Source organism: Azospirillum sp. (genome assembly GCF_050789165.1).
The window spans coordinates 34925-41639 of the sequence record NZ_JBOZRT010000101.1; the positions used below are offsets into that span (position 1 = coordinate 34925).

Here is a 6715-nt window from a genome sequence, read left to right on the forward strand (position 1 = left end):
TTTCCCGGCCGCCACGGCGGCAGGCACGTTAATCCGTTGACCATTACGGCATGCGATCACTTCCCATGTATGACCACAGGAGCCGTGCTAAGGTCAAATCATGAGTGACCTCTGCGACATACTCTCCGCGCTGCGCTGGCATGTGGACATCGGCTGCGACGAGGCGGTGTCCGACGCGCCCATGGACTGGAGCACCTTTGCCGGCCGTCCGCAACCGGGATCGCGCCCGTCCGGCGCGGCGCGCGCACCAGCCGCACCCGCGCCCCGCCCCGTCCAGCCGGCGGCGACCCCCGACCTGCCGCTGGGCGCCAGCGAGGCCGGCACCGCGGCGCGCGCCCGCGCCGGGGAGGCGGGGACGCTGGCCGAGCTGGAGGAGGCGCTGCGCGCCTTCGACGGCTGCCCGCTGAAGCGCACCGCCACCAACACCGTGTTCGCCGACGGCAACCCGCAGGCGAGGATCATGCTGATCGGCGAGGCGCCGGGCGAGGACGAGGACCGCCAGGGCAAGCCCTTCGTCGGCGTCAGCGGCAAGTTGCTCGACCGCATGCTGGGCTGGATCGGGCTGGACCGCACCGCCGTCTACATCACCAACATCCTGCCCTGGCGCCCGCCCGGCAACCGCAGCCCGACGCAGGCGGAAATCGCCGCCTGCCTGCCCTTCCTGGAGCGCCATGTCGAGCTGGTGGGGCCCGAGGTGCTGGTGCCGCTGGGCGGCACGTCGGCCAAGACGCTGCTGAACCGGGCGGAGGGCATCACCCGCCTGCGCGGCCAGTGGTTCGACTACACGGCGCCTGGAACCGGCAAGACGGTGCCGGTGCTGCCCATGCTGCACCCCGCGTATCTGCTGAGGAATCCCATATCGAAACGCGAGGCGTGGCGCGATCTTCTGACCTTGCGCCAAAGGATCGGCCACACGGGCTAGCGCCATTTTCCCGACGGCACTCAAGCCGTTGTGGCCCATCGACTTTCGCTGATTTGGTCGTATTTCGTGCGAATCGGGCGCTTGCCATTCGCCGGAAACGACGTTATTTCGGTCAAATGCTCGGGATATCTCGCGGCGCAGCATGGAATGCCACCATGGTGCGGCAGAAACTCCTGGGGGCTCTGTGCGCGGCCGCCGTGTTTGCCGCCGCGCCTGGCTCGGATGGCTTTGGCACCGCCGCCCGCGCAGCCCTCGTGATCCACGGTCCGGACGGACGTCCGATCGCACCGATGGGTGTCGGCTCCGCCGAACGACTGCCTGTGGCGCTGCCGGCGGACGAGGCGGCGCGCGCTCACCTGCTGGGCGAGGAGGACGCCGCCCGCTACCGCCGCATCTTCGACTTGCAGGACCGGTCGGAGTGGGACTCCGCCGACGCCGAGATCCGCGCGCTGAAGGACAAGCGCCTGCTCGGCCACGTGCTGCGCCAGCGCCTGCTGCACCCCGACCGCAAGGCCAGCTTCGACGAGCTGGCCGACTGGCTGCAGCGCTACGCCGACCATCCGGGGGCCGAGCGCATCCACCAGCTGGCCCTGCGCCGGCAGCCGAGCGGCGGCCGCGCGCCGAAGGCGCCGCAGCAGCCGGACGATCCCACCTTCTCGGGCTCGCTGGAGCGCCTCGCCGGCGCCCGCCCGCAGGCCGAGGGCGGCGACGAGGGCGAGGGCGAGACGCTGAGCGTCGCCCCGCGCAGCCGCAGCGGGCGCAGCCGCGCCGACACCGCCGCCATCGGCCGCTTCACCGACCTGCTGCGCGCCGGCAAGCCGGGCGCGGCGCTCCGGCTGCTCGGCGACGACGAGGTGTCGCGCCAGCTCGACCCCGTGCAGTACGACACGGTGCGCGCCCGCATCGCCGCGGCGCTGTACTACGACGGCGAGGTGTCGCAGGCGCTGGCGCTCGCCTCGGCCAGCGCGGCGCGCTCGGGCGACGTGGTGCCGGACGCGCACTGGATCGCCGGGCTGGCCGCGTGGCGGCTGAAGCAGCACGACCGCGCGTCGCGCCATTTCGACGGGCTGGTGGCGGCGCGGCCGCGCTCGCCCTGGCTGCTGGCCGGCGGCGCCTACTGGTCGGCGCGCGCGCATTTCCGGAAGGGCCGGACCGAGGAGGCGCGCGCCCAGCTCGCCATCGCCGCGCGTTTCCCGCACACCTTCTACGGGCTGATCGCCGGGCGCGCGCTGGGCATCCCGCAGGCGCTGAACTGGCAGTTGCCGGAGCTGACCGCCGAGCACCTCGGCGCCATCTCCGAGCGCCCCGCCGGGCGGCGCGCCGTGGCGCTGGTGCAGGTCGGCCAGATCGACACCGCCGGGCTGGAGCTGAAGCGCGTCCACCCGCGCGGCAACCCACTGGCCGAGCAGGCGCTGCTGGTGCTGGCCGACCGCGCCGGGCTGGCCGGGCTGACGCTGCGCATCGGCAACGCGGTGACGGCGCCGGACGGCGCCCCCTACGACGCGGCGCTGTTCCCGCTGCCGCGCTGGCAGCCGCGCAGCGGCTTCCAGGTGGACCGGGCGCTGGTGTTCGCGGTGATGCGGCAGGAATCGCGCTTCGACCCGCGGCTGGTCAGCTCGGCCGGCGCCACCGGGCTGATGCAGATCATCCCCTCCACCGCGTCCTTCGTGGTCGGCCGCCACGAAGACCTGAAGGGCGAGGATTCCGAGCCCGCCGCCCTCTTCGACCCCGCCAACAACATGGAGCTGGGCCAGCGCTACCTGGCCGAGCTGATGGCGATGCCGGAGGTGGGGAACAACCTGTTCCTGCTGGCCGCCGCCTACAACGCCGGCCCCGGCACCGCCGGCCGCTGGCGGCGCACGCTGGACGACGTGACCGACCCGCTGCTCTACATCGAGAGCCTGCCCTACGCCGAGACGCGCGACTACGTCGAGAAGGTGCTGGCCAACTACTGGATCTACCGCATGCGCCTCGGGCAGCCGACGCCGAGCCTGGACGCCGTTGCGGCGGGGGGCTGGCCGGTCTATATGCCGATGGACTCCCGTCCGACGCAGGTCGCCCAGCATGCCCAGGATTGACGACACCCGCCCGTTCCTCCCCGTCAACATCGCCGTGATGACCGTCTCCGACACGCGCAGCGTCGAGGACGACAAGTCCGGCGCCGCCCTGATCGAGCGCCTGGAGAAGGCCGGCCACCGGCTGCACGCCCGCGCCATCGTCAAGGACGACGTCGCGAGCATCCGCGCCCAGGTGCAGGCCTGGATTGCCGACCCGGAGGTGGACGTGGTGCTGACCACCGGCGGCACCGGCGTGACCGGGCGCGACGTGACCCCGGAGGCGGTGGAGGGTTTGTTCGAGAAGCACATCCCCGGCTTCGGCGAGCTGTTCCGCTGGCTGAGCTACGAGAAGGTCGGCACCTCGACAATCCAGAGCCGGGCGACCGGCGGCGTCGCCAACGGGACGTACGTCTTCGCCCTGCCCGGCTCGCCCAGCGCCTGCCGCGACGCCTGGGACGGCATCCTGGAAGCCCAGCTCGACAACCGCCACCGCCCCTGCAACCTCGTCGAGCTGATGCCGCGGCTGAACGAGCATCGGACGTAAGGCATCAGCCCCCTCCCCATCCCTCCCCCGCTTCGCGGGAGAGGGGGCTCCGCCGCATTCCCTCCACCGCGATAGCGGGGGAGGGTTAGGGAGGGGGCATCGCTTCGCAACCAACGAACGTCACCATGCCCCTCTCCCTCCCCGCCCTCTCCGCCGCGCTGAACGGCGCCGCGCTCGAACCGCTGCCGTTGAAGGGCGTGGCGCACGACCACGTGCGCGTCGTCGGGCGCGGCGTCGTCGCCCGGGTGCCGCGCTGGAGCCAGGTCGGCCTCGACCCGGCGGCCAACCTCGCCTACCAGGCCGCGGCCTTCGCCCGCGCCGCCCCCTCCGGCCACACGCCGGAGCTGGCGGGGGTGCTGGAGCCGCGCCCCGGCCTGCCCATGGGCGCCCTGCTGGTCAGCGAGATCACCGGCCGCCCGCCGCGCCTGCCCGCGGACATGCCGGCCATCGCCGAGGCGCTGGCATCCCTGCACCGCTTGGCCCTCGCGGAGGAGCGCGCCCCGCTGGCCAGCCCGCCCGACCCGGTGGCCGCCACGCTGGCGCTGGTGCTGCGGCAGGCCGAGCATTTCGACCGCGCCGACCTCGACCCCATGGCGCTGATGCGCATCGAGATCGAGCTGGGCGCCGCCCAGGCCGACCGCATCACCGCGCCGCTGCCGGTGACGCTGGTCGGCACCGACACCCACCCCGGCAACTTCCTGATCGACGCGGCCGGCAAGGCGTGGTTCACCGACCTGGAGAAGGCGCAGTACGGCCACCCGGCCATCGACCTCGCGCACGCCAGCCTCTACACCTCCACCATGTGGGATCCCGACGTCGCGACGGCGCTGGGCAAGGCCGAGGTGAAGGCGTTCCTCGCCGCCTGGGAGGCGGCGGTGCCGGACGCGCTGGCCGCCGCCGTGCGTCCGTGGTTGAAGCCGCTGCGCCGGCTGACGTGGTTGCGCAGCCTGTCGTGGATGGCGCGCTGGAAGATCGAGGGCGACCGGCTCTCCCCCGGCATGCCGGACGCCTTGCGCGCCCACCTGCGGGAGCGGGTCGAGGACGTCTTCCGCCCGGAAACCATCGACCGCGTGCGGGCGGACTGGAACTGAACGTCGTGCCCCCTCCCTATCCCTCCCCCGCTTCGCGGGAGAGGGGACTGCCGACGCAACGGCGGAGTTCCCTCCACCGCGAAGCGCGGGAGCGATAGGGAAGGGGCAGGCCGCCCGCACCATGACCGGCTTCCGTCTTTTATCGCGACCACCGCGCGTCCTGCGTGTTGTGGCGGAACGGCTTCCGGCTTACGCTCCCCGAGTCGGCCCCGTGACAGCGGCGCGCCGGTGCTTATTTAAGATGGCGGCTTCTTCCAGGAACGGACGCGGCATGATGATCTCCCGGACCAAACGCGGCGCTGCGGCGGCCGCCCTGCTCGTGGCGGCGAGCCTTCCCCTGTCGGCGGCGGCGCTCGCCGCGACGGACGGGCCGGGTCGCGCGACGGCGGGCACGGGCAGCTACCTTGCCGGCCGGTTCGCCCAGCACCAGGACGACTGGAAGGCCGCCGCCCAGTACATGGGCCAGGCGCTCGCCGCCAACCCCGGCGACACGGCGCTGATGCGCCGCGCCTTCATCCTGAAGCTCGGCGAGGGGCAGATCGACACCGCGCTGGCGCTCGCCATGCGCCTGACCAGCCAGGACGGCGAGCCGCAGCTGGCCGCCGCGCTGCTGGTCGCCGACGCCCTCAAGCGCGACCGCCTGACCGACGCCGAGGACCTGCTGAAGGGCATGCCGCGCGAGGGCCTCGGCAAGTTCCTGGCGCCGCTGTACGAGGCGTGGCTGGCCGCCGCGCGCAAGGACACCGCCAAGGCACAGCAGGCGCTCGCCCCGCTGGCCACCACCAGCGGCTTCGCGGCGCTGCACAACCTGCACGCGGCGCTGGTGCTCGACGTCGGCGGCAAGCCGGCGGAGGCCGGCGAGTTCTACCGTAAGGTCATCGGCACCGAGGCGCCGCTACGCGTCGTCCAGCTGGTCGGCAACTACGCGGAACGCCAGGGCCAGGCCGAGGAGGCGCGCCGCCTCTACATGGCCTTCCGCGACGGCGCCCCCGACAACATGATGATCGAGCCGGCGCTGAAGGCGCTGGACACCGGCACCCCGCCGAAACCCATCGTCTCGGACGCCCGCCAGGGCCTGGGCGAGGCGCTGTTCGACCTGGGCAGCGCGCTGCACCACGAGGGGGCGGAGGAGACGGCGCTGCTGTTCGGCCGCATCGCGCTGCACCTGCGCCCCGACCTGACGCTGGCGCGCCTGATGATCGGCGACATCATGGAGGGCCGCGAGCACCACGAGGAGGCGCTGGCCGAGTACCGCGCGCTGGAAGCCGACCCGGTGCTGGGGTGGGCCGCCCGCCTGCGCGCCGCCGAGGCGCTGGGCCGGCTGGAACGCAACGACGAGGCCATCGCCGTGCTGGGCAAGCTGGCGGAGGAGCGGCCGGAGCGCACCGACGCGCTGGTCCGGCAGGCCGACCTGTACCGCGTCTCCAAGCGCTACGCCGAGGCCGCGGAAACCTACGGCAAGGCGCTGGAGCGCATCGGCACGCCGCAGGAGCGGCACTGGGCGATCTACTACGCCCGCGCGCTGACCTACGACAAGATCGACCGCTGGCCGGACGCCGAGGCCGACCTGAAGAAGGCGCTGGAGCTGAAGCCCGAGGAGCCGTACCTGCTGAACTACCTGGGCTACAGCTGGATCGACCGCGGGCTGAACCTGGACAAGGCCAAGGCGATGGTCGAGCGCGCGGTCGAGCTGAAGCCGCGCGACGGCTACATCGTCGATAGCCTGGGCTGGGCACTCTACAAGCTCGGCAACTTCGAGGGCGCGGTGGGGAAGCTGGAGCGCGCGGTGGAGCTGCGCCCGGTGGATTCCACCATCAACGACCATCTCGGCGACGCCTACTGGCGCGTCGGCCGCCGCAACGAGGCCCGCTTCCAGTGGCTGCGCGCCCTGCGCACCGCCGAGGAGCAGAAGGAGAAGGACCTGATCCAGGAGAAGCTGGACAAGGGGCTGACCGACGTCCAGGCCGCGAAGGCGGACGGGGCGAAGCGGTAGGGCGTCCCTCAGCCCCCTCCCCATCCCTTGTATGTTGATGATCGAGTAAAGTGAGTGCGACGGATCGGTCCGGGGCGGGTGGCCACCCGCCCCGGACCGCCGGGCGGC

Annotated in this window: 5 protein-coding genes; all 5 read left to right on the forward strand. The window is 72.7% G+C overall.

What is annotated here, in order from left to right:
• Window positions 1-100: 100 nt before the first annotated feature.
• The 5 genes from ACRWK7_RS22945 (at window position 101) to ACRWK7_RS22965 (ending at window position 6607) form a co-directional block, all read left to right on the forward strand.
• Entirely contained in the window at window positions 101-922 is an 822-nt protein-coding gene (locus ACRWK7_RS22945; RefSeq protein ID WP_431858629.1) for a uracil-DNA glycosylase, read from the forward strand.
• 290 nt (window positions 923-1212) lie between these two features.
• Window positions 1213-3000 (forward strand): transglycosylase SLT domain-containing protein, encoded by a 1788-nt coding sequence (locus ACRWK7_RS22950; RefSeq protein WP_431858630.1) that lies wholly within the window; start codon window positions 1213-1215, stop codon window positions 2998-3000.
• Window positions 2987-3523: a molybdenum cofactor biosynthesis protein B gene (moaB, locus tag ACRWK7_RS22955; protein WP_431858631.1), complete on the forward strand. Its 537-nt coding sequence runs from the start codon at window positions 2987-2989 to the stop codon at window positions 3521-3523. Before ACRWK7_RS22950 ends, moaB begins: the two co-directional genes overlap by 14 nt.
• 125 nt (window positions 3524-3648) lie before the next feature.
• Window positions 3649-4614, forward strand: a complete 966-nt coding sequence (locus ACRWK7_RS22960) for a phosphotransferase (RefSeq protein WP_431858632.1) — start codon at window positions 3649-3651, stop codon at window positions 4612-4614.
• Window positions 4615-4885: 271 nt separating this feature from the next.
• Window positions 4886-6607 carry a tetratricopeptide repeat protein gene (locus ACRWK7_RS22965; protein ID WP_431858633.1) on the forward strand — a complete coding sequence of 574 codons (1722 nt, stop codon included), beginning with the start codon at window positions 4886-4888 and terminating at the stop codon, window positions 6605-6607.
• Window positions 6608-6715: the final 108 nt, after the last annotated feature.

Coding starts and splice junctions, on each gene's coding strand:
- ACRWK7_RS22965 (WP_431858633.1), top strand. CDS start 4,886: ATGATGATCTCCCGGACCAAACGCGGCGCTGCGGCGGCCGCCCTGCTC.
- ACRWK7_RS22950 (WP_431858630.1), top strand. CDS start 1,213: ATGGGTGTCGGCTCCGCCGAACGACTGCCTGTGGCGCTGCCGGCGGAC.
- moaB (WP_431858631.1), top strand. CDS start 2,987: ATGCCCAGGATTGACGACACCCGCCCGTTCCTCCCCGTCAACATCGCC.
- ACRWK7_RS22945 (WP_431858629.1), top strand. CDS start 101: ATGAGTGACCTCTGCGACATACTCTCCGCGCTGCGCTGGCATGTGGAC.
- ACRWK7_RS22960 (WP_431858632.1), top strand. CDS start 3,649: ATGCCCCTCTCCCTCCCCGCCCTCTCCGCCGCGCTGAACGGCGCCGCG.